Genomic DNA, 25,651 nt, shown 5'->3' with positions numbered 1-25,651 from the left:
TTACAAGCCGGACTTTTTTTTAAGCCAGTCCAGCTCCATCTTTAGCCGCCCGATCTCGCCATACAAACGATCTTCGCCGTCTCGTGCCGCCTCCGGTTTTGGACCGCGCTTGTTCTCAAACAACGCGCCGGCGTTAGCGAGAATTTCCTTCTTCCATTGCCCAACCATCACTGGATGCACGTCATACAGCTGCGCTATCTCGTTGATCGTCTTCACGCCGCGCACCGCTTCCAAGCCCACCTTCGCCTTGAACTCTGCGCCGTGAATCTTCCTCTTTTTGCTTTCCACCATTCGCCTTCATCCACTTTCAGACCACAGCTTAAACCGTTGTCTCAAAAGCGGGGGCCACTTTAACGTGACAAGCTTTTGCTGAACGTTGCGGGCTTTGATCCGACGCAGGCCGATCACGAGCGGTTCCGAAAGCGCACCGACCATCCTCGCGTAATTCACGTTTTAACGGCAAGCGGTCCGCGAGGGCAGGGCGATGAATACCACATATCGAGTGTGAATCACGTGGCTCTTCATCGACTGTCTGCGGACGGACACTCTTACAGCAAGACTGCCTGCTGTAGAAGTTTCAGAGCCTTCAACTCGTCCAAGCGGCCTGTGCGCGCCTTTCCTGCCAGCGTTTTAATGAGCGCCTCCGCAATCGGCTCAATCCCTTGCAGGTTATCGAAGGGTGTTGCGGAGATGTAGGGGCGCGACGCTGAGGCCGGTGGTGCTACCGCCCGTGCGGGTTCCTCTCGCATTCCAATCACCGAGCCGTGGTTTTCTGCCAGAGAGTGAATAGCCAATTCGGCAGAGGAGTCGCGCACGGGATCTTGTCGTGGGGCGGTGACCGCTTTGTTCTCACTTACAGCCCCGTTTGGACTGGCAACATTGACGGGGACAGCACCCGGACGCGGGCGAGTCGCGCGAACCCTCGCAGCGGCGAGCGCGTCGGTGCCACATTTGACGCGTTGCCGACTTTCGCCACGGCCAAGGAAGCTATTGCGCACGCCAAGCAGTTCGCCGAAGCGTGGCTTGAGCAGAAGGCGTAGAGCCTCGCGCAGTGCATCGCACGTGGCATCGGCATCCCACAGTTCCCGCGCCAACAGGTGCTGCGCGCCGTCGGGCTCATGGAATTCAAGCCACTCGTGAAGTTTCCTGCCGACAGTAATTATGTGCTGCAGCACTAACCAAGGTCGGCAATGAGCCCGGGCAGCGAAGTCTCCGGCGTGCGGAAGTTTTCAAGCAAGTTGTCGCCTTGACGCATGAGATTTAAGCTGCTTTTAGCTCCTGGTTATGGGGTTGTGAGAAGGCGCTGAGCGCGCGCTAAAGGTCGCCATCTGGTCACGCCGGATTTGCTTCAAGACTGTTTTGCCGTGTTCTTTGACGCCGTGAACCTGAAACCCGTTTTTTGGCTAAGTCGATGCCGACTGTCGTAATCTGCATGATGGACGCTCCTGTTCGGTTCGAGTACTCAAGGTGGATCTCCACTCTGACACAACGATGCCGTGCTGGTTGGGGGCGTCCATTCCATTAACCTTGAGCACAAACACAGCGGCCTGAAATTCGTCACGCCGGCGCAGCGCCGCAGTACTTCGCAATGTGAAGCCGTTTATGCAGAGGCAGGGAGCGCAATCCACGGCGTTGGTCCCGATCGACGGGCAGGCAATGACAGGAGCGACGTGAGTTGGTCGTCGCGGGACCGAGTTCGGCCAGGAGGTGACGACCAGAACCCGGAGTCAAATGACCGCTGTCGCTTCGGTTATTTCCTCTCGCAGCGAGCCGCCGGTGTTGCTCCTCCGTAGCGCCAAAGTACCGTCGCTAGGTGATCGAGCGCTTGGTCGGGGCGGCGGAGCGCGTGCAGCGATATTGCAATGCTTCGCAATTGCGCAGCGCGTCATCAGCATCGGCGAGCGGCCGCACGAGCCGAAAGAGCGCATCTAGTTCACTGCAGAGAATCGGGTAAGCAAGCGTGCTGGCCCGTCCCTGCAAAGCTAACGCAATCACCATCAAATCCTCGTAGGCGACGCAACGCTGTTTCCCGTTCATCCCTGCTCCGGACACGTTAGACGTTTCTCGCTACCGTGTTTGAAAACATAGGCATGCGGCGTGCTGAAAATGCATGTGTCTGCACGCCTTATCCCAATTATGTAGCGCTGGTCAGGGCCTGTCGGTGCGGTGTTCAGCGTCGCTTTGATAACCAAGCGGGCTAACTTTAACGGCCCCCGCCATTCCGCACATTTTTCCCGTCTACACCCTATTAGGACTTACGCAAATTTCATTCGAACGGTCGGATTTTTAAGTTGCTGACGGAGGAAGTCATCGAGCATCTGGTATTTGACCTGATAGAGGGTACGGCAGGATTGCCTGGCGATCTCAGCGAGACGAATCCACACCAGTACGGCGCAGGCGATGTGATTGCGCTGAATGCGCGCTTTGCGGCATTGGCAGCGCTCGATCCCGGTCAGTTGTTTGGCCTCGCGATGAAACTGCTCGATCTTCCAGCGCAGGCCGCACGCGTCTTGTGTGGCCTGAGAAGAATCCTGAGTGAGCTCGTTGGTGACGACCCAGTCCGTGCGGTGTGTCGACACCTCAACCCGGAACAGCTTCACTTTGTGATGTTTGGGAAAGCCTTTGATCTTGATGGTTTTGCCGTGCGCGAGAGAGTCCGCATCCCACTGCAGCGAATCGACGCGCCGATACGGCGATTTCGCAACGGAGTCGTCCACCTGCCGATTGGCTCGCAGCGGGCAATAGTAGATCTTCTCCAGCGACTCAATGAACAGCATCAGATCGCGCGTGGCATACCAAGTATCCATCAGGACACGCCGGAACGGCAGGCGTTTATGATGAACCAGGTTGGTCAGCATGTCGCGCACGTGATCCAGCTTGGTTTTGCCGTCGCCGTCCGGATCATAGAGGCGATAGTCGATGATCCAATGCTCCTGCGTCAGCGGATTCACGTACACGCAGTTCACCATGCCGATGCCCTTGATCAGACCGTGAGCGTTGCCGCTGTATTGACGTCGGACCAACTCGATTTTGTGCGAGAAATCCTTATCGATGATCGTGTCGTCGAACACGATGCAACCGTCCTCATGAGCCGCGATCTGTTCACGCACGTTGTCCCATACGAGACGCGGCGTCATCTTCTCGTTACGCAAAAACCGGTTGATGGCATCGTGGCTCATATCTTCAACATGGTCGGCGAAGTTCGTCAGCGTGTGGTTGATCGGACTCACCAGCAGGTATTGGCAGTAATCCAGGCGGGTCGGGCGTTTCGTCATGCCCTCGACATTACGAACCTTGGCCTCGCTTTGGGTTTACGTCCCTTCGTAACAATTCGTTTCCGCGCTCAGGCGTGGCTTTTTGCGTAAGTCCTACCTATATTCGACAACAACGGCAATACATGCCTCAACTGTTTATATCAAGTTTCTAAATTGATCTAAACAATCAAAATCTGTTTAACGTTTGCCCCGGATATTCGGACCGCCTCTCAGCGTGCATACTACGTCATACAAATAAAACAATGAGAGAAAACCATGCACGGGGAAAAGAGATCGCTTTACTACGTGGGATGGACGCTGCATCCGCTTTTGCGGGCGCGTCTGAAAGAAAGGTCGTGGAAAGTCGATGTGCTCGAACCCGGCACCGTGCCGAAGGCAGGGCCCAGGCAGCCGTCAGCGGGAATTCTTGACTTCTCGTCGCTCGAGTTTCCAGCGGATCTTCGGTACCTTCACGAACTTCTGGCGAGCTCGTTAACGGGTTGGGTCGCGCTGGGCCATCGCCAAAACATCGAAGACCCGACCGTCCGCGGCCTGATCCGCGACTATTGCTTTGATTACATCACGCTGCCTACACCGGATGATCGTGTGGTCGATGCCGTCGGCCATGCGTTCGGCATGGTGGCGTTGCAGGTAAATACATTGAATGATGTGCGCGACGGCCATCCCGAAGGCGAGATGGTCGGATCTTGCGACGCAATGATTGCGTTGTTCCGCTCGATCCGCAAGGTCGCAATGACCGACGCGCCCGTTTTCGTTTCGGGCGAATCCGGCACGGGCAAGGAACTGACCGCGGTCGCCATTCACGAACGTTCGACGCGGCGAGACCAGCCATTTGTGGCGATAAATTGCGGCGCCATTCCCTCCCATCTTTTGCAATCGGAATTGTTCGGTTACGAGCGCGGCGCATTTACCGGCGCGAACCAACGCAAGATTGGCCGCGTGGAAGCGGCCAACGGCGGCACGCTTTTCCTCGATGAAATCGGTGACCTGCCGCTTGAAAGTCAGGCGAGCCTGCTGCGTTTCCTGCAAGAGCGCAAAGTCGAACGGCTCGGCGGACACGGCTCAACGCCCGTGGACGTGCGCATCATTTCGGCCACGCACGTCGATATGCAAACGGCGATGATCGAAGGGCGCTTCCGCGCCGACCTGTATCACCGTTTATGTGTGCTCCAACTCGATGAGCCGCCGCTGCGAGCACGCGGCAAGGACATCGAATTGCTCGCGAAGCACATGCTCGAGCGCTTCAAGAAGGAAGCGAGCCGGAAATTGCGCGGTTTTGCGCCCGATGCCATCGCTGCGATCCATAACTACGGCTGGCCCGGCAACGTGCGCGAGCTGATCAACCGGATTCGTCGCGCGATCGTGATGTCGGAAGGGCAGCAGATTAGCGCGAGCGACCTCGAACTCGCCGATTATGTGGAAATCGCGCCGGTGTCGCTTGCGCAGGCACGCGAGTCGGCAGAACGGCAGGCGATCGAACTTGCGTTGTTGCGTCATCGCGGGCGTCTTGGCGATGCCGCGCAAGAACTGGGCATTTCACGGGTCACACTGTATCGCTTGCTAACAGCACACGGGTTGCGCGCGGACGTTAGCACCGTGCCGGCGCAGGATTCCCGGCCTGCGGCGTGACGCACTATCGACAAGAACAAACGGCAGGAAAAACCGCACTCGATCACATGGATGAACCGTATATTTTCGTGACCGGCGTTCAATCGGTCATGTCTCAACTCGTTCAGATTCGCAGCGACCTCGTGAGGGGGGCGGGCGGTGGGGTCCACGTCACGACGCACACGTATCGTTGTGATTCGGTTGAGGGGATGGACCGGCTATTGAGCGATGTTCGTGCAAGACGTATCGACGAAATCAGGGTTTCGGAGTCGCAGTGGGGCGCCCGGCGGCTGGTAATCAACTATTTTGGCGCATAGGATTCGCATCAATCCGCTGGAGAAAGCGATGAGACAAAAGACCCGCGGCGTGGTGATCGTGCCCATACTGATTGGCCTGGCGGTCGCTGCGGTCGTCTGGGTCGCGAGTTATCGTGGCGGTGGACCGAAATTAGCGGATGCGGGCGGTTCGCCTTCGGCTCCGGCGTCAATGCCGTTTGCGGCAAGCGGACCAAGCGACGCGCCCGAAACAAAACCTGTCGAAATAGCGAAGGATTGACGCTTCAGGTCATGCATAAGCAATGACCTATGATCCGTTAAACAATGTCTGATTATCGTGTTGGCTCGGACGGCCGTAAGCTTGTTTGTTTCAGTTGCTGCGATCCTAAAGGCGTCCAGTTGCAATGAACAACACGATTATTCTTTCCCATCCCGCCTGCCTTGAACATCGTCCGGGTCCGCATCATCCTGAGTCGCCAGAGCGTTTGAAAACCGTGTTGAACGAATTGTGATCGCCTGAGTTCGCATCGCTTGAATGGCGCGACGCGCCGCTCGGTACGATCGAACAAGTTCAGTTGATCCACGATCCGGCGTTCGTCGATGAGATCGCCGAGATGGCGCCCAACCACGGCTACGTGCCGCTCGATGGCGGCGATACGGTGATGTCACCGGGATCGTGGGAAGGTGTGATGCGTTGCGTCGGCGCGGCTTGCGCGGGCGTCGATGCCGTGATGACCGGGGACGCCCGCAACGCATTTTGCGCGACGCGGCCGTGCGGCCATCATGCGGAACCATCGAAAGCGATGGGCTTCTGCATTTTCAACCAGGCCGCGATTGCCGCGGCTTATGCGCTGGAAACATTTCAGCTTGAGCGCGTCGCAGTTGTCGATTTCGACGTCCATCATGGCAACGGCACGCAAGCCGCGTTCTTCAACCGTCCGGAATTGTTCTATGCGTCGAGTCACCAGTCGCCGTTGTTTCCAGGCACGGGCGCTGCGTCTGAGACCGGCGTGGATCACAACATCGTCAACTTACCGTTGCCGCGCGGCTGCAATTCTGAGCTTTTTCGGGCGCGCATCGAATCCGGCATGTTGCCGGCGATACGCAACTTCGATCCTCAACTCATCATCATTTCAGCAGGTTTTGATGCGCATCGGCTCGATCCGCTTGCGGGCCTGAACCTCGAAGACAGCGATTTTGAGTGGATCACCACGGAGCTCGTGCGTATCGCCGATACTGCGTGCGAAGGGCGCATCGTCTCGATCCTGGAAGGCGGTTATAGCCTTGAAGCGTTGGCTACGGGAACGACCGTGCATGTGCGTGCTTTGATGGGTATTGCGGCCGACTGACCGTTCATTCCGAGCCGATGCGTTCGTTTGCTGACAAGTCCCGCTGAGTCTTGATGAAGACGGCTGTCGGCACGTTCGGGACTTCCTGCGCGAGGCGGTCGAGTTCCTCGCGAATCTCAACAAAGTCCTGTGCCGCGCGCGTGTCCGGCGTCCGTGCGTAGATGGCCTCGAGCCTGCGTCTGATGGCGCCGTATCGTGCGCCGGCCGCGCGATGCTGCTCGGTGCGCTCGGCGTAACGCAGGAAGGTATGGAGCGACGCCATCACCGATGCCAGGACGCTGACCAGACCAATCACGATCCTCACTAAAGGGGATACGCCGGTGGCGATCATCGACAGGAACGCGGTGGTTCCGATTAGCGACGTCATTGCGATCACTGAAACGCCACGTCCGCGGTTGCGCCTGCCGAAGGGGTTGGCCATGGCGTAGCGACTCATCTGCGACTCGCGCGCACGACGGATCTACTTCATAACGACAGAACCGGTATCGATGGCCGGTTCGTAGTCGCCGAGGGTTGTCATGGGTTGGCTTCCTTTCTTATTCGCCGGGTACGGGGCACTATCGGTGATGCCGTAGGGGCGCGTGTGAGCCTGCGCTACGCCGAATTTATTTTCGATTTCTCATAATTAACAGTGTCCCTTTTTCATATAGTATGCGTAGGATGACTGATTATTTTTCATATTTCTCCAAACGTACCTTACTTCACCGATTACCGTTTCCCATTCTACGAATCCGTCGGGAGATCGGCGTGTGAACCATGCATCCGCGATGCAAACGTCAGGAGCTGCGGCTTCGCGCGGTATGTGCCAGCACATGTCGTCCGATCGCCGGTGATGGGCGCGATACTGTAAATTCTTGATCGGATGCGCCTACCGGGGCGCCGAAGACTGTGGAATGGATGCCAAATCCTAGGCGGCCATTGGTGCGAGTGCCTCGCAACCCCTGCTGATCGAGGCGGCGATGAAATGAGGAACGGGACATGAGCATGCCCGCAGTCGGTTCGTCCTTGTGAATCAGCAAAAGCACTTCCACCTGCCGCCTGCGGCACGCTACAGCAACTGGGGCCCACGTGGATGTCGGGGACTGGGGGAAAACGGGAGAACAGGGCTGGGTGCCCATGAATCCAGGGAGGGTTCTAATACGATGGCAGCACCGAGTTTTGTCTATACGATCTCCTGTGTCGCCAAGATGCTCGGAGAGCCGGAGGATTGGCTGGAGGAACTGGCGAGTATGAACTTGGAGCCAGAGGACGGGTGTCTCGGGATCATCGACGATCTGGACGTCCCCGCTGAGCAGTTGGCCACGGTAACCGCGTTCACAAATGCCGGGATCGAGGCGCTCAAAGAACGGGTTGCTGAAGCGAAGCGACAGTCTGGCGGGACGGGCAGCGAAGGTAGATAGGCGCCGATCAGGTGAGGCGCCTCTTGTACCATGAGACCAAAAAGACCCCTTGGGCGGTTGGTATGCCGTGGGGGCTCGCTAAAGCATGAGCCTGCGCTTGGGAGCGACGTGCACGGATATTCGGCCCGCGAGGCAATCATCAAAACCGCCCTCGGACTTGAAAAGCATTGAATTGGATATACAATATGATTTATGTGTATCTACTGGAGATAATGATGCAAGTCGCTAAATGGGGCAACAGCCTTGCAGTCCGGCTTCCCGCGAGCGTCGTCGATGCACTCGGTTTGAAGGAGGGCGACGACATTGAGATATATGTCGAACAATCCGGCGCGTTCTCGGTCAGCAAAAGGCCGACAGTCGCTGAGCGGATTGAGCGCCTGCGCAAGTACCGCGGACGACTGCCTGCCGACTTCAAGTTCGATCGGGAATCGCTTAGCGAAAGGGGAAACGCTGAATGACGGTTGAAGCACCGGCGCGATTTGCCGTCGATAGCAATGTGATTGCCTACCTGTTCTCCGGCGACGCCGCAAAGGCTCACCGGGCCGAGGCGCTGGTGGTGCAGGGGGCTCCGATGCCCGTCATCAGCACGCAGGTGATGAACGAGGTTACGCTCGTTATGAGCCGGAAAATGGGGCTCTCGTGGTCGGAGATCAACGTTCTCCTGGGTGACGTGGAGGAGTTCTGCGAGATCGTGCCCCTGACGCTTGAAGTCCACAAGGAGGCACGCCGTATCGCCGAACACTACGGATTCAGGTTCTACGATTCGTGCATCATCGCCTTCGCGTTGCTTGAAGATTGCGAAGTACTCTACAGCGAAGATATGCAACACGGCCAGGTCATCTTCGACCGGCTGACGGTGGTCAATCCGTTCCGATCACCCAGTTGACCGCCGTCTAATTAGTCGTCGGGCGTCGCACGGTTTGTACAGTCGACGCTTTTTCCATCCGGCGCGGCGACTTCTGCGCCAGGAAACGGTCGACCGTCCATATCCACGCGCCGCTGTCCAGCTCGCAGAATTCCTTGCGCGAGCCGGTGAAGCGATTCGGCCCGTTTATATCGACGCATGAACCTAGCCGCCACGACCGAAAAATTGAGATTATCTGCACTCTACCCGCGTACATAATTTTTATTAACAGGTATGTATGCGTATACATATATTACCGGTCGCGTGTGGATGCCTCAACTTCTGGGCCTCAAACGCAATGCTGATAACTCCAGTTATCAGATGTGGCGATTTTTTCACGACCGGGAAAAGGATGGTTTTTTCACTGCGAAACGGAGGACAGGCGAGGGCGCACCGCCCAGCGGGCGCTGCATCGGCTCGGCCGCTTCTTCCGGTATGCTTTCGGGGGCAAAACCGGCCCCTCAAGCCAGCCAAGGCGTCGCTGCATCCTTGTGGGGAGCCCGCACCAGTCATGCAGAATTGCCGCATCGTTCACGGCAGAGGCCGGGAGGGCTCATGAGCAAACGCTATCGCGGCAAACGCTGTGTCTACTGCGGTCGCCCCGGTGTCTCCGATACGGGCGATCACGTCGTTGCACGCGGCTTCTTCCTGCCCTCCGAACGTGCTGACCTGCCGCAGGTGCCCGCCTGCGCTCGCTGCAACAACGAGAAATCCCGCCTCGAGCACCACCTGCTGACCGTGTTGCCGTTTGGCGCGCGTCATGCGGCGGCCGCCCACACGCTGGACGAAATGGTCCCCGGCCGCCTGCAGAAAAATGCGCGGTTGCATCGCGACCTGCTGGCCGGATGGGACACGCGCTGGCTCGGCGCCTACGGTCAGCCGTGGGTTGAACAGCGGATCCTGCCGCTCGACAGCCGCCTCGTCACGCACCTGTGCGAATTCATGATGATCGGACTCGCGTGGTATCACTGGCAGGCCGACCTTGCGCCGCCTAGTCAGGTACGTGCGGAGTTCTTCTCCCCAGGCGGGGCGGCGACGTTCGAAACGCTTTTTGCAAATCAACGCTGGGGCGCGCGCCTCGACGAAAGCCTCGGTGGCGGCACCTTTGCCTATCGCGCGGCGCAGGATCCGAACGCACCATCACGCACGATCTGGCGGTTTGCGATCTATGGGGGGCTCGTGATGAGCGGCGCCGCCGGACAGCCGACTATCCAGGCGGATGCCGTGTTCGCGCTTTCGAATCCATCGCCGCGCGGGCTGAACCCCGTGCAGGGAGCCTGAGATGGGGTCGCTTTGTTTCCCGTGCAATAAATGACGGCGGGAGATCGAGCGCTGGCGCGGGGCTGGGCGCGTAAGCGATTGAATAACGGACGATTTCTGTTCGCTCTCCCACCCTCCGCCAAGCCGCACGTTTGTTGGGATTCTGTTGCGCGGGACGAGTTTGCATCCAGTACACAATGGCGCGGCTTTCCGGCCGACTCGGAACCGAACCGGAAGTACTTGATTCTTTGGCTATTGGTGCATCGCACCCCAGCGAAACCCCCATCAACCCAAGGCCCGCGAACCGTCACTTATTGCACGGAAAACGACCGGGCCACGACTATCGACCAACAGGCGAACAACTCGCTGGAGCGGGCGTGGGCGTAGGCCAGACAAGAGCGTGTGGTTTTGCAAAGCCGTGTTCCCTTACCAGTCCCCTTGTGACGTAAGACCGCAGGTGCTGCCAACGTTGTCGGTTGTTTTTTATACATGAACGGATATAATCCGGACAAATGCCGCTAGCGCCCCTCCCGAAATTCGGGAGCGCAAAATGTCGTTGACGGCGGGGTACGACTGGGCGGGAGATGACGATGCAACGCAGAGAGACGCACGGCGGCACAGACAATGTGCTAACTACCCTCGGCTTTAACGATACGGGGGATCTGTCGGCCAAGACCATCCTTGCTGTCAAGTTGAACGCGTTGATTGAACAACGCGGCCTCAGCCAGATGAAAGTCGCCGAAATTACTGGGATGACGCAACCGAAGATATCGCTCGTTCGTCGTTATAAGCTGCAGAACATTTCGCTCGAACGCCTGATGCAGGCGCTGGTATCGCTCGGTCAGCATGTTGAGATTGTCGTCAGGCCTGCAAGGAAGACCAGTCGCGCGTCGATCACTGTCGCAGCTTAGACGGAGCCGTAGGTACACACATGAAACTGATATTGGGCAAGGTAAGGATATGTCGCGAGCAGACCTACTCGTAAGCCTAGTCAAGGCAGGAAGCCAGGGCGACCAGCAACTGCTGCGCACAACCGTCGAAGCCATGGCGGCTGAAGAGCGCGCCAAGCATCACCATCAACTGGCCGACAAGCTAGTCGAGAACTTGGGATCGGCCAAGTCGGGCCCGCGCTCGGTCGAGGTTGTGCGATCTTTCGATGGCGGACACGGTGGCCTGCTGTATGAAGTTGAGCCAAGGAGAACCTTGGATTCGCTATTGCTCAATGAAGCCGTGCTCACTGCATGCCGCGAGCTGGTCGAGGAGCAGCATCGGAAGGACTTGCTGCGCTCTTACGGAGTAGAGCCTCGGCATCGAGTACTGTTGTCCGGCGCGCCGGGTAACGGCAAGACTTCGTTGGCTGAAGCGCTTGCCGCCGAACTGATGGTGCCGTTGTTCGTAGTGCGCTACGAGGCGGTGATCGGCAGCTTCCTTGGCGAAACTAGCGGCCGCTTGAAGCGGCTCTTTGACTTCGTGCGCACGCACCAGTGTGTGCTGTTCTTCGACGAGTTCGATACCCTTGGCAAGGAGCGAGGGGATACGCACGAAACGGGCGAGATCAAGCGCGTGGTCAGCTCTCTGCTGCTGCAGATCGATGCACTGCCCAGCCATGTAGTGGTGGTGACCGCCACGAACCACGCTGAACTGCTGGATCGTGCCGTGTGGCGCCGTTTCCAGTTGCGCCTCGCGCTACCGGAGCCCACCGTGGCGCAAAAAGAAGAATGGTTCGTGCGTCTGCAAAAACGACTGGACGCCCCGCTGGGCATAACGCCGAAGACCTTGGCCTCGAAGCTCGAGGCGTCAAGCTTCTCCGACCTGGAGCAGTTCTGCGAAGACATACAGCGCCGCTACGTTCTCGCGCTTCCTGCAGCCAATCTTAAACGCATCATTGTTGAACGCCTCAAACAGTGGCAGACGCGATTCACGATCGACCAATAACAAGAATGGGCAACGCTAACTAATGGCGAATGAAAACTATCCTCTTCTTTTTTTCTCCGTGCCAACTGAAGCCGGTCGGAACTCGCTAGGAGGGGGTGGTGGTTCGGTTCACGTCCCTGGAATCGGACGGCAGAGAGCGCGTATAGCGCCACAACTCGCAGTACTGCAACAGGCCTTCGAGGCCAAACGCCTCAGGCTCCAGCAGGCCGCGCCCATGGAGAACCCCGAGCTGATCCTCGTGCTAGAAGTTGCAGGCACGGTACAGAATTTCGCCAATGCCGTCAGCAAGGTGCCTGGACTGGATTGGCTGCTCGAATGGGCCGAGGAGCACGTCGAACCCGATGAAGATTTCTATGCCGAAAGCGGGGAGCAACAACATAAGCCTTACGCCGGGCGTCTTTTCCTGCTCGGAACCAATCAGGAAGCGCTGACACAACTGTTGGCGCTGTGGAATCGCTTCCAACAGAATCCCGATGAGTCGTTCGCGCGAGGCTTGGCACCATTCAAGCACGTTTTCGAGCAGTTGCGCACCATTCGTCATTGGAGCATCGCCGATCGCGTCGATGCCGACATGCGCCGATATTGGCAGGATGGCATCGACAATGGCATGGCTGCCATACGGTTCGAGATTGAAGCCTGGTACTTCAGCGTACCGCAGAAAAATGAGACAGCGAGCGTCGAGGTGGAAGCACTGGTCCAGCGGCTGAATGGTCGTGTTCTCAGCCGTGCGTTGATCCCCGAAATTGCTTACCATGGCTTTCTGGTTGAGCTGCCTACGGCAGCTATTGCGACCATCCTGGCAGGAGACACGCCGGAACTTGTGCTATCGGACCGCATCATGTTCTTCCGGCCTAAGGCGCAGTCGGTCACCGATGGTGTGAGCGAGGCTCAACTCATCACACAGGCAGAGATACCCGCCGGGTCAGAGACGGCTCCGGTCATCGCACTGCTGGATGGCTTGCCACTCAGCAATCATGCTTTGTTGGCAGGCCGCCTTGTGGTCGACGATCCAGATGGCTGGGAGGCCGGATACGAAGCCAAGGACCGCGTGCATGGCACGTCCATGGCATCACTGATCCTGCACGGTGAGTTGGATGGAGCTCCCGCGCCGCTGGATCGGAAACTGTATGTCCGTCCGATTCTGCGGCCGGACCCTCTGGACACCTTCAACCCGCGCCGTCGTGAGCACACGCCGGACGATGAACTGCTGATCGATCTGATTCATCGCGCGGTAAGACGGATTTGCGAAGGGGAAGCTGGCCAGGAAGCTGTGGCACCGACGGTCCGCATCATCAACCTTTCCGTCGGCGACGACACTCGACTGTTTGTGCGCGAGATGTCGCCTTGGGCGCGCCTGCTCGATTGGCTCGCTTTTCGGTATTCCCTGCTGTTCATTGTCAGCGCCGGCAATGACCTGCGCCCACTCGCACTGCAGACCCCTAGCAACACATTGTCCGGCATGACGCCGAATGACCGAGCGGGCTTGGCCTTAACGACGCTGACCGCCGAGAGTATGGACCGCCGACTCATCGCGCCGGCGGAGGCCATGAACGTGCTGACTGTCGGCGCCCTGCATGCAGATCACGCGCAGCCTCCCGTGGTACCAGGCCGTTTCGACTTGTTCGCCATCGGAGGAATTAGCCCGCTCTCCCGTGTGGGTCTCGGCTATCGACGTTCGGTCAAACCTGACATCTTGATGCCCGGCGGCCGCGTGCTCCATCGCGAGCGTATGTTGGCGGGTGCGTCGGTAAGCGTGCTCGATGCGATTACGGCTAGCGCCGCACCTGGCCATCGTGCAGCCGTACCGCCGCTACCCGGGCAAACCCTCAACGAGACAGCCTACAGTCGCGGTACCAGCAACGCTGCGGCGCTGGCCAGCCGCGCTGCGGCGCGCGCGTATGACGTGATCGAATCGCTGCGTGTGCAAGTCGCCGACGCTCCAGCCGCCAAGTTCGATGCAGTCTTACTCAAGGCCTTGCTGGTACATGGTGCGCAATGGGGCGAATGGTCAGACAGGCTCCTGGCCCAACGCCCGGACTTCCAGCTTATTCCGAATGCAAATACGAGGCGGATAGCCGAGAAAGATTTCGTCACCCGTTGGCTCGGGTATGGCGTGGTTGATGTGGATCGAGCCGTGACCTGCACGGCTGAACGAGCGACGCTGCTTGGTGTCGGTGAATTGGGTGCCGACGAAGCGTTTGTCTTCTCTGCACCGCTGCCACCCAGTCTTGCTGGTACGAGGGCGTGGCGGCGGTTGACGCTCACTCTGGCCTGGATGTCTCCGATCAACTTCGCGCATCAAAGCTATCGCCGTGCCAAGCTATGGGTAACACCGCCGCAGGACCAGTTGCGCATCAAACGCCTCAATAGCGCCCACGAAAAGGCAGTTATGCGCGGCACGGTACAGCACGAGATTCTGGAAGGTGAAGACGCCGTGGCGTTCGTGGATGGCGACCGGTTCGTGTGCAAGGTGAACTGTGCTGCAGACGCTGGAGAGCTGGCCGGCAAGGTGAAGTTCGCCCTGTGCGTCTCGCTGGAGGTCGGCGTGGGCTCAGGAATCGCTGTCTACCAGGAAATACGCGCTCGCATAATGCCGGCTATTGGCATCCAGCCCGTGTAGCGGGAATTGCCTGTTGAACTGCCACCAAGGAGAAATTGCATGGCGTCTGTGACACTGTCCAAGTAGGGGGGCCTTCGAGATTCGGAATTTTAAGCACGATAGGATAAATCAAGAAGTTACAGTCGGCGATGAAACCCCATGAAGTTGCACGATGCATCGGCTGTGCCACACCTGATGCAACAAGGCGCTTCAGGCCGCTGGCGTGCGCAAAGTTCCGAATCCTGAAGTCATTCCAACACCATTTGTGGTTGCGCAACACACCCACGCTGTACGGCGTCGAGAGCGCCCTCATTGCACCGGGCTACGAGGTACAACAATGACAGCAAACACCTTCCAACTCGAAGCCATCCAGGCCACCGAAGGCCCAGTGCTCATCATCGCGGGTCCTGGTTCGGGCAAAACGTTCACGCTGGTCGAGCGTATCGTGAACCTGGTCACGAACCACGGCGCAGCGCCCGAGAACCTCTTCGTGGTTACTTTCACGGATAAGGCCGCTCGAGAACTGACCACCCGCGTCTCTAACCGGCTCAACGAACTTGACATCCCGTTCAACCTGAACGAGATGTACTTAGGGACTTTCCACTCGATCTGCTTGCGGCTGCTGGAAGACTACCGGGAGTTCACGCGGCTGCGGCGCAGCTTCACGCTAATGGACCAGTTCGACCAGCAGTTCTTTCTGTACAAGAACCTCACCGGCTTCCGCGCCGTGGAGAACAGCGACCTTGTTCTCGGCGTCGAGAATTCAAGCCGCTGGGGCCAGTCGGAACTTCTGTTGAAGCGGTTGAACACGGTGGCGGAAGAGGCGCTCGACATCGACGCACTGCTCGGCGCTACCGATCCCGCGGTCACAGCCCTCGGCCATTGCTTTCAGCTTTACCAGCAGCTGCTCACGGAAAACAACGCGCTCGACTTCTCCGGCATCCAGCTGGAAGCCCTGCGCTTGCTCGAAAGCCAGTCCACCGTGCTCACGGCCTTGCGCGCGCAACTGACCCATCTCATGGTCGACGAGTACCAGGACACGAACACGATTCAGGAGCGCATCCTCAAACTTCTGATGGGCGAGCGTTGCAACCTCTGCGTCGTCGGCGACGACGACCAGGGCCTGTACCGTTTTCGCGGGGCGACGATCCGCAACATTCTGGAGTTCCCGGACCAGTTCCCGCCAGGTGTGTGCAAACGCATCACGTTGACGACCAATTACCGATCGCATCCTGGGATCATCAGCTTCTACAACGGGTGGATGGCGGATCAGATCTGGACCGATGGAACACGCAAGTTCCGCTACGACAAGGTCGTGGAGGCGCAGGAGGGAACCTTTCCAGCGGTGCCCGCGGTCATTCGCGTTGGAGCAGCGGACGGCCTAAGCTGGCACGAGGAGGTGTTAGCGTTTCTCCATCGCCTGCGTGACAGCGGGCGGCTCACAGACTGGAACCAGGTCGCCTTCCTGTTTCGTTCGGTGAAGAGCGACAAGGTGACGGCGCTGGCGTCGTACCTTGAAAACGCTGGCATTCCCGTGTACTCGCCGCGCTCGAACATGTTTTTCGATCGCGAGGAAGTCCGGTTGGTGATCGGCGCGCTCATCTTTCTGTTCCCGCAGTTCCAGAAGGTACGGAAGTGGAACGCCGACGCGCACCTGGACATTTGGGACTTTTACGATCAACGGTGCTTCTTCCCGTTCACGGAGGAACTGCGCAAGCCGGAGAACGCGCGGCTTCTTAGTTGGGCCCGCCCGCTTGCCAAGCGCCATCACACTCTGGCGCAGAACACCGACTACTCGTTCTCGGGCCTGTTTTACCAACTTCTTCAATTCCCGCTCTTCGCTCGATTCCTGGACGACACGGCGCTGAACGGGGTGGACAAGGGACGTGCGGCGCACAACCTGGCAACGCTCTCGAAACTGCTGGCGAAGTTCGAATACCTGCATTACGTGAGCGTGTTGAACACCGAGTTCCTGGACAAGAACCTGCGGGACCTGTTCAACCAGTTCTTTCGGTTCCTCGACGAGGGCGGCATCAACGAGTACGAGGACGACGCGGAGTACGCGCCGAGCGGGTGCGTCTCGTTCCTGACGATCCACCAGTCGAAGGGCCTAGAGTTCCCGGTGGTGGTGTGCGGATCCCTCGACGCGGTGCCGCGCAAGCAGCACACGCCGTTGGACGAGGTGCTGCAGCAGGACTACTTTTCCAAGCCGCCGTTCGAGCCCCTCAGCCACACCAAGTTTTTCGACTTCCGGCGCCTTTTCTACACCGCGTTCTCCCGCGCGCAAAATCTGCTCGTCCTGGCAACGCAGGAGAAGGAAGGTCGCGGGCGCTCGCCCTCGAAATACTTCGATGCGCATTACAACGCGCTGCCCCGGTGGCGCGACGCTTCCTTCCAGCCAGAAGCGATGACGTTCGAGAACGTCAAAGAGATCAACCTCAAGCGACAATACTCGTTCACGTCGCACATCACGTTGTTCGAGAACTGCGCCGAGCAGTACCGGTTTTTCAAAGAGCTGGAGTTCAACCCCATCCGCGCCGGCGCGCAACTGTTTGGTACCTTGGTGCATCAAACCATCGAGGACATCCACAAGGCCGCGCTCCGAGGCGAAGAGCACTTGATCGAGCCGGTGCAGATCGAGCGGTGGATGAGCACCAACTACGCTTACCTGTCGAAGCGCGAGCGGCAATATCTGGCTCCGCAGACCTTGAAGGCGGTGCTGAAACATGTCATGCGCTATTACGAGCGCGAGAACGGGCATTGGGACCGCCTCAAGGAGGCGGAGGTCGACATCTCGCTGGTGAAGGACGAGTACATCCTCATGGGCAGCGTCGACCTGATTCGCGGTGAGCACGGGACGGTCGAAATCATCGATTTCAAGTCCGAAAAGAAGCCGGACATGGAGAAGGACCGTGAGCGTTTGCGCCAGTATCAACGACAACTCGAGGTGTACGCCCACCTGGTCGAAAAGCGCACCGGACATTCGGTCAGCCGCATGCACTTGTACTATACGGGCGAAGAGGGCGGGAACCCGTACGTGACGTTCCCGAAGAACGACCGTACCATCGACAAAACCATCGCCGGCTTTGACGACGTTGTCGCTCGCATTGAGGCGAGGGACTACGCCATGCCGGCGCGGCCCGCGAAACTTTGCTCGAACTGCGACATGCGGGCCTACTGCGATACTAAAAACTGGATTTTCAAAACGACGTGACCATGAATGATCAGCACAACCTTGACCTGAACAAACCAGCCGCCCCGGGCAACCCCATTGGCGACTACGTCTTCGAGCCCATCAAGGGCTACCCGATGTTGAACTGGCGAGGCAAGCGTCCGTTCACCTCCACCCAGTATTACCCGGCGCAGTTGAAAGAGCAGTATGGGTCCGAGGTCGACGGTTGGTTGAACAAGATTTTTTGGGGCGACAACCTGCAAGTGATGAGCCACTTGCTCAAACAGTTTCGCGGCAAGGTCGACTTGATCTACATCGATCCACCGTTCGATTCAAAAGCGGACTATCGGCGGGAAGTGCTGATGCGCGGAAAGTCTGCGTTGGCGTCGAGGCTCACCTTCGAGGAAAAGCAATACACCGACATTTGGGCAAACGATGAGTACCTTCAGTTCATGTACGAGCGCATCACCCTGCTCCGAGAACTGTTAAGCGACAACGGCTCGATCTTCCTTCACTGCGACTACCACCGGAGCCATTACCTCCGGTGCATTCTCGACGAAATATTCGGCAAGGACAACTTCGTCAACGAGATCCTTTGGAAGAGAGCGAACACGGTTAAAGCGAACGGCGGCCAAGGTGGCGTGAACTTCGGTGAGAATACCGACACTATTTTCCTTTATCGCAAAGGGCCGGCGTGCACGTTCAACGTGCAGCACAAGCCATACACGCAGGACTACATCGACGCGTTCTACAAGTATTTCGAAGACGATACCAATCGCCAGTACCGCCTCATCAGCATGACGGCGCCAGGTGGTGATGGAAAGGGCAATCCGTACTACGATGTGATGGGCGTCAGCCGGCACTGGCGGTACTCCAAAGAACGGATGGCCGACCTCATTGCCAGAGGGCAGGTCGTTCAGACAAAGCCCGGCAATGTTCCGCAACGCAAGCTTTATCTGGATCAGGGCCAGGGCGTTCCGCTGCAGACCCTGTGGGACGACATCCCTGGGTTGGCCGCGGTCGATGGGGAGCGGACCGGATACCCGACGCAAAAGCCCGAAATCCTTCTTGAGCGCGTCATCAAAACTGGCTCAAATCCAGGGGATCTTGTTCTCGATTGCTTCATGGGCTCTGGAACAACGCAAGCGGTGGCCATGAAGCTGGGCCGACGTTTCATTGGAGCCGACATCAACCTGGGCGCCATTCATACCGCGTCGCAACGCTTGATCACGGTGGCGAGGGAGTGCGAGCGAAAGGTTCCTGGTGATCATGCCTGCTACGGCGGGTTTGAAGTCTACAACGTCAACCACTACGATCTTTTCAGAAACCCAGCGCAGGCCAAAGATCTGCTGATCGACGCGTTGGAGATTCAAAAGCTCGAGTTCAGTTCGATCTACGACGGCGAGAAGGACGGACGAATGGTGAAGATCATGCCGGTCAATCGGATCGCCACGCGGGCCGACTTAGGTGGTCTTGTGAACGGGTTCGACTACAAGGCCTTTGAACGGCGCCACGCCGAGAAGCCGAATCAGCCCGTCGAAAAGCTGTTGCTCGTTTGCATGGGGCACGAGCCGGACCTCGCGGCGTGCTTGCAAAAAGAGGTTCCGTTCAAGTTGGACATCAGCATCGTGGACATCCTCCGCGACAAATCCAACCTGGAGTTCAAACGCGACGCGGAAGCCCGGCTCGCCATCGTTGACGGTGACCTGGTGATCGAGCGCTTCTACCCCATGAACCTCCTGCAAAAGCTGTCCATGAGCAAGGAAACCGTGGAGGATTGGCGCGAGTTGGTGGAGACCGTGATGATCGATTGGAATTACGACGGAGCAGTGTTGCAGCCGATCGAGCTAGACAGCCCAGGTCGAACCGAGATGGTGCGCGGGCGCTACACCATTCCCGCCGATGCCGGAACCATTCGCGTGAAGATCACCGACTTGTTGTCGGAATCGTGGGAGGGTGAGATCCATGGCTAAGACCGTCGTTCGTCGTACCTCGACGGAGGCCAGCCTCGACTTTGGCTTTTTCCATTACCTGTGGCAGTTTTTTCGCGAGAACCGCGGCACCATCCGTTCCTACTATAAAGACTTAAGCAAGAAATACCTCGACTACAACAACCCGGAACGCAACCCGAAGGCATTCCTTCGCAAGCCGCAGTACGAGGCGCTTGAAATCTACGTGTTCCTCAAAGAGTTCCTCGACAACGCACGGGTCGAGGAAATCTTCCAGCAGTGGTTCGAGAAATCGGGCCGTTTCGCTGGGCGTGGGGAGGGTGGTATCGTCGGCAACGCTCGACAAGGCGACATCTTCGACGCGATGACGAAAGAACAGTACAAGAGCGTTTTTTCGTTGATGCGCAGGAACGCCCGCGTCTATCCCAACTACATTTTCGCGTTGACCATGGGGACCGGCAAAACCATCCTCATGGCAACGTGCATTTTTTACGAGTTCTTGCTCGCTAACAAGTTTCCCAAGGACAAGCGCTATTGCCACAACGCGCTGGTGTTCGCACCGGATAAGACGGTGCTGCAATCCCTGCGCGAAATCGAGAGCTTCGACAAGTCGTCGGTCATCCCACAGGAGTATGCGGACCTGTTCGAGACGCGTCTCAAGTTCCACTATCTGGAAGAGGCTGGCACCTCGCTGAACACGTTGGACGGGTCGATGTTCAACATCGTCGTGTCAAACACGCAAAAGATCATCTTGAAGCGTAGCCGTACGGAGAAGAAAGCGGCGGACCTCCTGTTCGCAGCATCAGAGGCGGTTTTCCCTTCGGGGTCGGTTTACGATGCTGCCGCGGATCTCTACGCGTTCGATCAGCCTGAGGAGGACGCCGAGCTAACGTTGAACCAGCGCTTTGAAAAACTATGCCGCCTAAGGCAGTTGGGGATCTACGTTGACGAGGCGCACCATGCGTTCGGGAAAAACCTCGCAAAGGACATGGGCATCGGCGCGAAGCCCGAGGACACCAGCCTGCGGACCACGATCGACATGCTGGCCGGAAGCCTTGAACGCGCCGGCACCCACGTCGTCGCTTGCTACAACTACACCGGTACGCCGTACGTCGGCCGTGACGTACTCCCGGAGGTGGTATATGCGTATGGCTTGCGCGAAGCCATCGACAAGGGCTACCTCAAGAAGGTGAAGTTGCATGGATACAGCAACACCCGGAACGACGAGTTCGTGGATTTTGCGATCAAGGACTTTTTGGAGCAGACCGATGGCCTTCGCCCCGAAGGGATGACGCCGAAGCTTGCCTTCTTCGCCGCGACGGTCGAAGAACTGAACGATGAACTGCGACCTGCCGTGGAAGCAGCGCTGACCAGGCACGGCATCGAAACGTCGTCGATTCTGGTCAACGTGGGCGACAGTAAGCTCACGACCAACGATGACATCCGTGAGTTCAACCGGCTCGACACCCCGGAATCGAAGAAGCGGTTTATCCTGTTGGTCAACAAGGGCCGGGAAGGGTGGAACTGCAGATCGCTTTTCGGTGTTGGCCTGTACCGCGAACCGAAATCTAAGATATTCGTGCTACAGGCGTCCATGCGTTGCTTGCGTTCGATCGGTGGCGGACAGCACACGGGACAGGTCTACCTTGCTGAGCAAAACCTAGCTATCTTGAACGATGAGCTTCAGGCCAACTTCCGCATATCCACGGACGAGGTTCAGCAAATCGCGTCGGATAAGGTGACGTTGCAGGTCCACGTCATGAAGATGGAAAAGATCAAACTGAAACGGGTGCGTCGCAGCTTCGACATTCGCGAGAAGATCTTGACGCCGGGGGCGGTGTTGGGCCTGGCGCAAGACGACAAGCAAGCGTGGTTGGAGCTGACGAAGGGTTACCACATCATCGAAACGACACAGGAAGGGTTCGACCCGTCCAGCGCGGCCAGCGCCAAGGACACACGTACGACCGACCTGAGCGATCAGCGGCAGAAGGTCACGTTCAGCGCACTAACCCTCGTGGCCGAGGTGGCCCGCTACCTGAACCGGAACCCGATCGAGATCGAAAGCATTCTTGAACAAACGCACGAAGGCTTGCCCGCTGTGCTGCGCGCGGTCAACGCGTTCAACGAACTTCTATACGACGTGGTGATCCCCCGCTTGTTCTCGGAACTCTACGACCTTGATGAGCGCATCGAGACCGAGGAGCACGAGGTCGAGTTGATCAGACTTCCTCCCCCAGAGCGCGCCTACTACGAGGTCACAGCGGACAAGCACAAGATTGCACGCATGGGGGACGCAACGGCCGAGGAACAAGGAAAGAGTTTCCACCTCGACGCGTACGCCTTCGACTCGAAGCCGGAGCAGACCCTTTTCTGGGATCTGTTGCGGGAGAAGCGTGTGACGAAGTTGTATTTCACGGGCATGCTGACCCACGGCCAATCGGAATTCTACTTCCAATACATCGACCCGGAATCGCACACCGTGCGTAGTTACTACCCGGACTTCCTCTTTCAGCGGGACGATGATTCCTACGTGATCGTGGAGGTGAAGGGCGATAACATGATCGACGATCCGGTCGTCTTGGCGAAGAAGGACTTCGCCCACCAGGTGGCAGTGGCCAGCGGCATGACCTATGAAGTGATCAAAGGGTCCCTCGCCGAGGCGCGGGAGTTTCGCCACTTGATCTAGTGTTGGCGAGGCGCTAGGGGTGGCGACAGCACCGCCCCGGTCGCCGCTATGCGTCCTCCGTCTCGGTGTCGCTCGCGGTTTCGGACACCGCCGCGGCCGTGGCGTTGGCATCGGACCGAAACTCCGTGTCGTACACATGCTTCACGATGTCTGAGCCGAGGTTGGCCTCGATCTTAGCGACGACTAGGTCGGGGTGCATTCAGGATTCGGACGAAAACGTACGGCAGCTGCCAGCAAAGCCTTATTGGGAAAGGATGAGGCGCCCGCCTTCGTGAAGCGAGGACCTAAAAAGACGGCGCAAATTGAACGATCTTTCGTCACTCGTCGCGCCAACCTATCTGGTCGAATGTCTCGTCGCCGATTATCGCGCGGATAACATCGGCGATTTGATCTCGCAACAACGTCCGCTCAGCGAGCAGCGCTTCAGCTAGTGCAGTGACCACATCAAAACGTATTGCTTGTTTGGTCAGTGATTGCGCCGCAGTCATGAACTCTTGGTCCATCGCGGCCGGCCAAAACCCGTTACGACTATGGTCTGCTCCAAAATACCGTGTCTTATCGTCGGCCGCATGAACGCCCACCGCAAACTTGACGAAATCGGACTGTTTGATCGGACGACCCACGGAATCAACAAGGCGACCTGAATCATAAAGGTGGCGTTCCGCGGCGAAGCCTCCGCACGCAACGGCTTCACCTTGGTCGCCATTCCACGTCAATGTGGTTTTCCCGCGCAGGTCTGGGCTGTCCGCGTCACAAAGATACATTGCCGTAGCCATGACGCCAAACGGCACGGCTGCTGCAACATGGCCCGCTTCGTGAAAGCACACGAGTTCCGCTGATATCGGGAAAACGACTTTATGGGGAAAACGTACATGGGACATGGCAGTCATTCGCGACAGGGATCGGCCGACATGGTACCAAACGGCGATAAGGGCTACCGCCGCGGCACGGATATTTCGTTATCGGCCTGCTAACCGCTCCGACATATCAGTTGGACCGCGACGTCCAGCGACCGAACCGTCCCTCGATACAGCAAGCATAACGAAGGCCATTCGTTCATAAGACCACGCCCAGCGTTCCCTCACCTCTCTCTGAGATCTCGCCTACGAACATGAATCGCGCCTTTCGCGACGATGGCCCTGTTGCTGGATAGCCTGTCTACGTTTCCAGGCGCTCGCGCCTCTGCTCCACGATTTTGAAATCGTTAAACGCAAGCCGAGTCTTGTGGATTCCCACGCCGTGATTCGTTGCTCCGACCCATGTGGTGACTTCCTGTTGCGTGGTTGTGCACCGCGCGCCGATTATCACTTCACGCGGCCCAGCGTCGGACCGAAGTCGGCATAGTAGCGACCGTCCTGGTCCTTGTGAGGTCCCGGCTGAGCCTTCAATCGTACCCGCCCAGCAAATATTCACAATCTTCCAAGAGTGATGACTTCCACAGCTTGCTTGGATCAACGTTCCCCCACCTACATACCGCCCGTATGCTTTGCTCGATTGATCTGCTCACAACAGGAGAGATAACGACGCCCTCGATCAGTTTGTCGACGTCCAGCTGGACTATTGCGGGTGCTGGGACGTGGATAGTCAAGTCATGAGGCGCGCGCTTATCGGTTATGTACATGCGGACTTCATTCTCATGTGCATACGCGACACGTTTTATCATTCCCATCAAATGTCCATCCTCAGAGACACAATCGGGTGGGGTAAGGTCCTTAGACGAAAAATCAAGGTATTTCACAGCACCCATGAAGATGTGGTGATCTTGCTGGTTCTCACCCAGTGCGGCTTCCACAGCGCGAACACTGGTCTTTATGGCGACCCCGCCTTTAGAAAACAACCCCCACATCCCCTCTGACTCATGCTGACTTCTGTACCAACAATTGACGGTGAGGCAGTTGACCATGTTCCTATGGAGCGCCTTCATTTTCGACGTGCGAACGCGGGCCACTTCTTGTCGCAGATACGCGAGTTCCACGGCATGCTGTCTTTGATGCAGCTGCTCGATTGTCTTGATTCGCTCTTCGTGACGCTGTGCGTATTTCGCTGGGATAGCTGCGATCGCATCCATCGCGACTTTTGGCAGGTATCCCTCAAACGGATCCGTCTCCTTGTACCACGCTAAAGGGGTAAAGAAGAGAGTGCTCGATTCGACGAGATTGATGAACTTGTCCAGCGTGAGGTACCGCCACAAGACATCTGTCTCAGCCAAGCTCTTACCTATCTGTAGATGCGCCATTTTCCGCTCTTGTCGTAGTCCATATTAGCAGCGTGATGACGCCCTGGACGCCCCGCTGAACCGATTCGTGGTCGGCTTCTAAAGCACCACTCGCAATCGTCTTGCACGCTCCTTGAAAGCGCGTTCGCCACCTTCGAGGATGTCGCAAACGTGCTTACGGATTCGATGATTTTCGAGGCCGCCGCTTTCATAGGAAATGACCGGAAGTTGCGACGGTCTGTGCGGCCCACAGGTCGCGACGATAACCTGGTCGGCATCGGTGTTGACGACCAGATTTGCGTTGTGGGTCACGATGATGATCTGCCGACGACTTTTCGCCTCACGGAAACGGTCGACCAATTCCTGAAAAATTGACTGTGGATCGAGATTCTCCTCGGGTTGGTCGATGATCAACGGTCGATCGTCGTCTGCGTCAATCGCGAGGTACAACAGCAGCAGGACGATACCGCGTGTCCCCGGAGACAGTTGTTCAATGTCAACGCCGTCGTATTGCAGCCCGTAACCCACCGAAATGTGGTCAGTGCTGTAAAGCCAATCCGATACGTTTCGCGCCCAGGTGCGAAAGTCCTCTCCGTCCGGCATATGTGTCCGGAGGTCGGCCTCGTTTGACTTCACGAAGTCGAATAGGGCCGCTGCCGCCTGGGCCGCGTCGCCGGTCAACCAGGTGTTAGCGGCGGTGTAAAAGCGCGGATAGATGGCGGCAAGGATGAGACCCCCTGCCACCGACTATTTCCGCAACTTTAAAATGGGTCGTCTACGTCGTTGGGGTGAGCGTTTTTGGGATTGGCGCGTTGTTGATGTTGCAGTTCAAGAAGCTCAAGCTGATAGTGCATGCAGATACGCTCGCGCAGGTCATCCAGTAGTTCTACGACGGCGAGCGCCTGATCAGCGGACCAGTTCTCGGGGATCAGGAAGTTGAGCCCTTGCGTGATCCCGGACGGTAAATTAAGTCGCGTCATGGTTTTTTCTTCGCGGCTTTCGCTGCATTGCGTTTTTTGGTGAG

The 25,651-nt window shown here is 57.8% G+C and carries 21 protein-coding genes and 4 pseudogenes; 14 read left to right on the top strand and 11 right to left on the bottom strand.

Features of this window, described 5'->3' with window-relative positions; genetic code table 11:
- Positions 1 to 6: 6 nt before the first annotated feature.
- The 5 genes and pseudogenes from BSU04_RS19590 to BSU04_RS19575 form a co-directional block, all read right to left on the bottom strand.
- Positions 7 to 291, bottom strand: a pseudogene (locus BSU04_RS19590) (transposase); the annotation flags it as partial.
- Between the two features lie 257 nt (positions 292 to 548).
- Positions 549 to 1,175, bottom strand: coding sequence for a hypothetical protein (locus BSU04_RS19585; protein WP_089162188.1), 627 nt, complete (start codon positions 1,173 to 1,175; stop codon positions 549 to 551).
- Between the two features lie 141 nt (positions 1,176 to 1,316).
- Positions 1,317 to 1,434: pseudogene (locus BSU04_RS45560) on the bottom strand (IS110 family transposase); the annotation flags it as partial.
- 375 nt (positions 1,435 to 1,809) lie between these two features.
- Positions 1,810 to 2,037, bottom strand: a complete 228-nt coding sequence (locus BSU04_RS19580) for a hypothetical protein (RefSeq protein WP_089162187.1) — start codon at positions 2,035 to 2,037, stop codon at positions 1,810 to 1,812.
- A 218-nt stretch (positions 2,038 to 2,255) separates the two neighbouring features.
- Entirely contained in the window at positions 2,256 to 3,275 is a 1,020-nt protein-coding gene (locus BSU04_RS19575; RefSeq protein ID WP_089162186.1) for an IS701 family transposase, read from the bottom strand.
- 255 nt (positions 3,276 to 3,530) lie between these two features.
- Between BSU04_RS19575 and BSU04_RS19570 the strand changes: the two genes are divergently transcribed.
- The 4 genes and pseudogenes from BSU04_RS19570 to BSU04_RS19555 all read left to right on the top strand — a co-directional run bounded on the left by BSU04_RS19570 (position 3,531) and on the right by BSU04_RS19555 (position 6,507).
- On the top strand, positions 3,531 to 4,904 hold the full coding sequence (locus tag BSU04_RS19570; protein WP_089162185.1) for a sigma-54 dependent transcriptional regulator: 1,374 nt from the start codon (positions 3,531 to 3,533) through the stop codon (positions 4,902 to 4,904).
- An 89-nt stretch (positions 4,905 to 4,993) separates the two neighbouring features.
- A complete protein-coding gene (locus BSU04_RS19565) occupies positions 4,994 to 5,200 on the top strand; it encodes a hypothetical protein (RefSeq protein ID WP_144021282.1) in 207 nt (68 codons plus the stop codon).
- A 28-nt stretch (positions 5,201 to 5,228) separates the two neighbouring features.
- Positions 5,229 to 5,438, top strand: coding sequence for a hypothetical protein (locus BSU04_RS19560; RefSeq protein WP_089162183.1), 210 nt, complete (start codon positions 5,229 to 5,231; stop codon positions 5,436 to 5,438).
- Positions 5,439 to 5,562: 124 nt separating this feature from the next.
- Positions 5,563 to 6,507: pseudogene (locus BSU04_RS19555) on the top strand (histone deacetylase family protein).
- Between the two features lie 4 nt (positions 6,508 to 6,511).
- Here BSU04_RS19555 and BSU04_RS19550 read toward each other — a convergent pair.
- Complete coding sequence (locus tag BSU04_RS19550) at positions 6,512 to 6,967, bottom strand: SLATT domain-containing protein (RefSeq protein WP_256983071.1); 456 nt, start codon at positions 6,965 to 6,967, stop codon at positions 6,512 to 6,514.
- A gap of 682 nt (positions 6,968 to 7,649) precedes the next feature.
- Between BSU04_RS19550 and BSU04_RS19545 the strand changes: the two genes are divergently transcribed.
- From BSU04_RS19545 to BSU04_RS19500, 10 genes are all read left to right on the top strand, one after another.
- Complete coding sequence (locus tag BSU04_RS19545) at positions 7,650 to 7,907, top strand: hypothetical protein (protein WP_089162182.1); 258 nt, start codon at positions 7,650 to 7,652, stop codon at positions 7,905 to 7,907.
- A gap of 215 nt (positions 7,908 to 8,122) precedes the next feature.
- Positions 8,123 to 8,365, top strand: coding sequence for an AbrB/MazE/SpoVT family DNA-binding domain-containing protein (locus tag BSU04_RS19540; RefSeq protein ID WP_089162190.1), 243 nt, complete (start codon positions 8,123 to 8,125; stop codon positions 8,363 to 8,365).
- A complete protein-coding gene (locus BSU04_RS19535) occupies positions 8,362 to 8,793 on the top strand; it encodes a PIN domain-containing protein (RefSeq protein WP_089162181.1) in 432 nt (143 codons plus the stop codon). The genes BSU04_RS19540 and BSU04_RS19535 overlap by 4 nt, the downstream gene beginning before the upstream one ends.
- A 573-nt stretch (positions 8,794 to 9,366) precedes the next feature.
- Complete coding sequence (locus BSU04_RS19530; RefSeq protein WP_089162180.1) at positions 9,367 to 10,092, top strand: HNH endonuclease; 726 nt, start codon at positions 9,367 to 9,369, stop codon at positions 10,090 to 10,092.
- Positions 10,093 to 10,661: 569 nt separating this feature from the next.
- A complete protein-coding gene (locus tag BSU04_RS19525; RefSeq protein ID WP_089162189.1) occupies positions 10,662 to 10,982 on the top strand; it encodes a helix-turn-helix domain-containing protein in 321 nt (106 codons plus the stop codon).
- A 49-nt stretch (positions 10,983 to 11,031) separates the two neighbouring features.
- Positions 11,032 to 12,006, top strand: coding sequence for an AAA family ATPase (locus BSU04_RS19520; protein WP_089162179.1), 975 nt, complete (start codon positions 11,032 to 11,034; stop codon positions 12,004 to 12,006).
- 214 nt (positions 12,007 to 12,220) lie between these two features.
- Positions 12,221 to 14,626 (top strand): S8 family peptidase, encoded by a 2,406-nt coding sequence (locus BSU04_RS19515; RefSeq protein WP_179258369.1) that lies wholly within the window; start codon positions 12,221 to 12,223, stop codon positions 14,624 to 14,626.
- Positions 14,627 to 14,942: 316 nt separating this feature from the next.
- Positions 14,943 to 17,819: an ATP-dependent helicase gene (locus tag BSU04_RS19510; protein WP_089162177.1), complete on the top strand. Its 2,877-nt coding sequence runs from the start codon at positions 14,943 to 14,945 to the stop codon at positions 17,817 to 17,819.
- A gap of 263 nt (positions 17,820 to 18,082) precedes the next feature.
- Positions 18,083 to 19,750: a site-specific DNA-methyltransferase gene (locus BSU04_RS19505; RefSeq protein WP_256983065.1), complete on the top strand. Its 1,668-nt coding sequence runs from the start codon at positions 18,083 to 18,085 to the stop codon at positions 19,748 to 19,750.
- A complete protein-coding gene (locus tag BSU04_RS19500) occupies positions 19,743 to 22,412 on the top strand; it encodes a DEAD/DEAH box helicase family protein (protein ID WP_089162175.1) in 2,670 nt (889 codons plus the stop codon). The genes BSU04_RS19505 and BSU04_RS19500 overlap by 8 nt, the downstream gene beginning before the upstream one ends.
- A gap of 46 nt (positions 22,413 to 22,458) precedes the next feature.
- Here BSU04_RS19500 and BSU04_RS46475 read toward each other — a convergent pair whose 3' ends face one another.
- From BSU04_RS46475 to BSU04_RS19480, 5 genes and pseudogenes are all read right to left on the bottom strand, one after another.
- Positions 22,459 to 22,611 (bottom strand): hypothetical protein, encoded by a 153-nt coding sequence (locus tag BSU04_RS46475; RefSeq protein ID WP_179258368.1) that lies wholly within the window; start codon positions 22,609 to 22,611, stop codon positions 22,459 to 22,461.
- 118 nt (positions 22,612 to 22,729) lie between these two features.
- Positions 22,730 to 23,293 carry a hypothetical protein gene (locus tag BSU04_RS19495; protein ID WP_089162174.1) on the bottom strand — a complete coding sequence of 188 codons (564 nt, stop codon included), beginning with the start codon at positions 23,291 to 23,293 and terminating at the stop codon, positions 22,730 to 22,732.
- A 503-nt stretch (positions 23,294 to 23,796) separates the two neighbouring features.
- Positions 23,797 to 24,648 (bottom strand): hypothetical protein, encoded by an 852-nt coding sequence (locus BSU04_RS19490; RefSeq protein ID WP_089162173.1) that lies wholly within the window; start codon positions 24,646 to 24,648, stop codon positions 23,797 to 23,799.
- 78 nt (positions 24,649 to 24,726) lie between these two features.
- Positions 24,727 to 25,311, bottom strand: a pseudogene (locus BSU04_RS19485) (AAA family ATPase); the annotation flags it as partial.
- 77 nt (positions 25,312 to 25,388) lie between these two features.
- The coding region (locus BSU04_RS19480) for a hypothetical protein (protein ID WP_256983062.1) at positions 25,389 to 25,651 on the bottom strand (263 nt) is incomplete at its 5' end.

It is taken from the genome of Caballeronia sordidicola, from assembly GCF_002220365.1.
GTDB classification, from domain to species: Bacteria; Pseudomonadota; Gammaproteobacteria; order Burkholderiales; family Burkholderiaceae; genus Caballeronia; species Caballeronia sordidicola_C.
Note: the sequence above shows the minus strand (reverse complement) of the source record. Positions and strands in the feature narration are given on the sequence as shown.

Bases quoted from the DNA above. Each gene is read 5' to 3' on its own strand.
- BSU04_RS19510 (WP_089162177.1), top strand. From the start codon at position 14,943: ATGACAGCAAACACCTTCCAACTCGAAGCCATCCAGGCCACCGAAGGC.
- BSU04_RS19525 (WP_089162189.1), top strand. From the start codon at position 10,662: ATGCAACGCAGAGAGACGCACGGCGGCACAGACAATGTGCTAACTACC.
- BSU04_RS46475 (WP_179258368.1), bottom strand. From the start codon at position 22,611: ATGCACCCCGACCTAGTCGTCGCTAAGATCGAGGCCAACCTCGGCTCA.
- BSU04_RS19515 (WP_179258369.1), top strand. From the start codon at position 12,221: ATGGAGAACCCCGAGCTGATCCTCGTGCTAGAAGTTGCAGGCACGGTA.
- BSU04_RS19560 (WP_089162183.1), top strand. From the start codon at position 5,229: ATGAGACAAAAGACCCGCGGCGTGGTGATCGTGCCCATACTGATTGGC.
- BSU04_RS19570 (WP_089162185.1), top strand. From the start codon at position 3,531: ATGCACGGGGAAAAGAGATCGCTTTACTACGTGGGATGGACGCTGCAT.
- BSU04_RS19500 (WP_089162175.1), top strand. From the start codon at position 19,743: ATGGCTAAGACCGTCGTTCGTCGTACCTCGACGGAGGCCAGCCTCGAC.
- BSU04_RS19490 (WP_089162173.1), bottom strand. From the start codon at position 24,648: ATGGCGCATCTACAGATAGGTAAGAGCTTGGCTGAGACAGATGTCTTG.
- BSU04_RS19580 (WP_089162187.1), bottom strand. From the start codon at position 2,037: ATGAACGGGAAACAGCGTTGCGTCGCCTACGAGGATTTGATGGTGATT.
- BSU04_RS19535 (WP_089162181.1), top strand. From the start codon at position 8,362: ATGACGGTTGAAGCACCGGCGCGATTTGCCGTCGATAGCAATGTGATT.
- BSU04_RS19540 (WP_089162190.1), top strand. From the start codon at position 8,123: ATGCAAGTCGCTAAATGGGGCAACAGCCTTGCAGTCCGGCTTCCCGCG.
- BSU04_RS19545 (WP_089162182.1), top strand. From the start codon at position 7,650: ATGGCAGCACCGAGTTTTGTCTATACGATCTCCTGTGTCGCCAAGATG.
- BSU04_RS19575 (WP_089162186.1), bottom strand. From the start codon at position 3,275: ATGACGAAACGCCCGACCCGCCTGGATTACTGCCAATACCTGCTGGTG.
- BSU04_RS19565 (WP_144021282.1), top strand. From the start codon at position 4,994: ATGTCTCAACTCGTTCAGATTCGCAGCGACCTCGTGAGGGGGGCGGGC.
- BSU04_RS19520 (WP_089162179.1), top strand. From the start codon at position 11,032: ATGTCGCGAGCAGACCTACTCGTAAGCCTAGTCAAGGCAGGAAGCCAG.
- BSU04_RS19495 (WP_089162174.1), bottom strand. From the start codon at position 23,293: ATGTCCCATGTACGTTTTCCCCATAAAGTCGTTTTCCCGATATCAGCG.
- BSU04_RS19530 (WP_089162180.1), top strand. From the start codon at position 9,367: ATGAGCAAACGCTATCGCGGCAAACGCTGTGTCTACTGCGGTCGCCCC.